The following is a 303-nucleotide window of genomic DNA, read 5'->3' on the forward strand; positions in this document are numbered from 1 at the left end:
GTCTTAAGAACTGGTTATATTATACCATGAATGTGCGACTTACCCAATGAATTATGATATGCTTTATATAGATAAATTAAGGGAGTTTTTTAATGTCTAAAATTAAACAAACAGATATTACAAAATTAAGTCAATTAGAACAACAAATTGAACAACTGAAAGAACAAAAGAAACAACAAGAAGCACAACTATCTAATAAAATTGGTGGTTATTTTTTAAATGAACTTAATTTAAATATGATCAACTCTAGTGATGAATTGTATAAAATCATGGATAAAGTCATTGAAGAATTTAATAAAGATA

The 303-nt window shown here is 24.4% G+C and carries 1 protein-coding gene; it reads left to right on the top strand.

Annotated features, from left to right (window positions below; genetic code table 11):
- Window positions 1-92: 92 nt before the first annotated feature.
- Window positions 93-303: hypothetical protein (locus HMPREF2881_RS00865; RefSeq protein ID WP_070653594.1), on the top strand; the 211-nt coding region annotated here is incomplete at its 3' end.

Origin of the sequence: Staphylococcus sp. HMSC057A08, from assembly GCF_001812925.1 — a bacterium.
In the GTDB taxonomy this organism is placed as follows: Bacteria; Bacillota; Bacilli; order Staphylococcales; family Staphylococcaceae; genus Staphylococcus; species Staphylococcus hominis.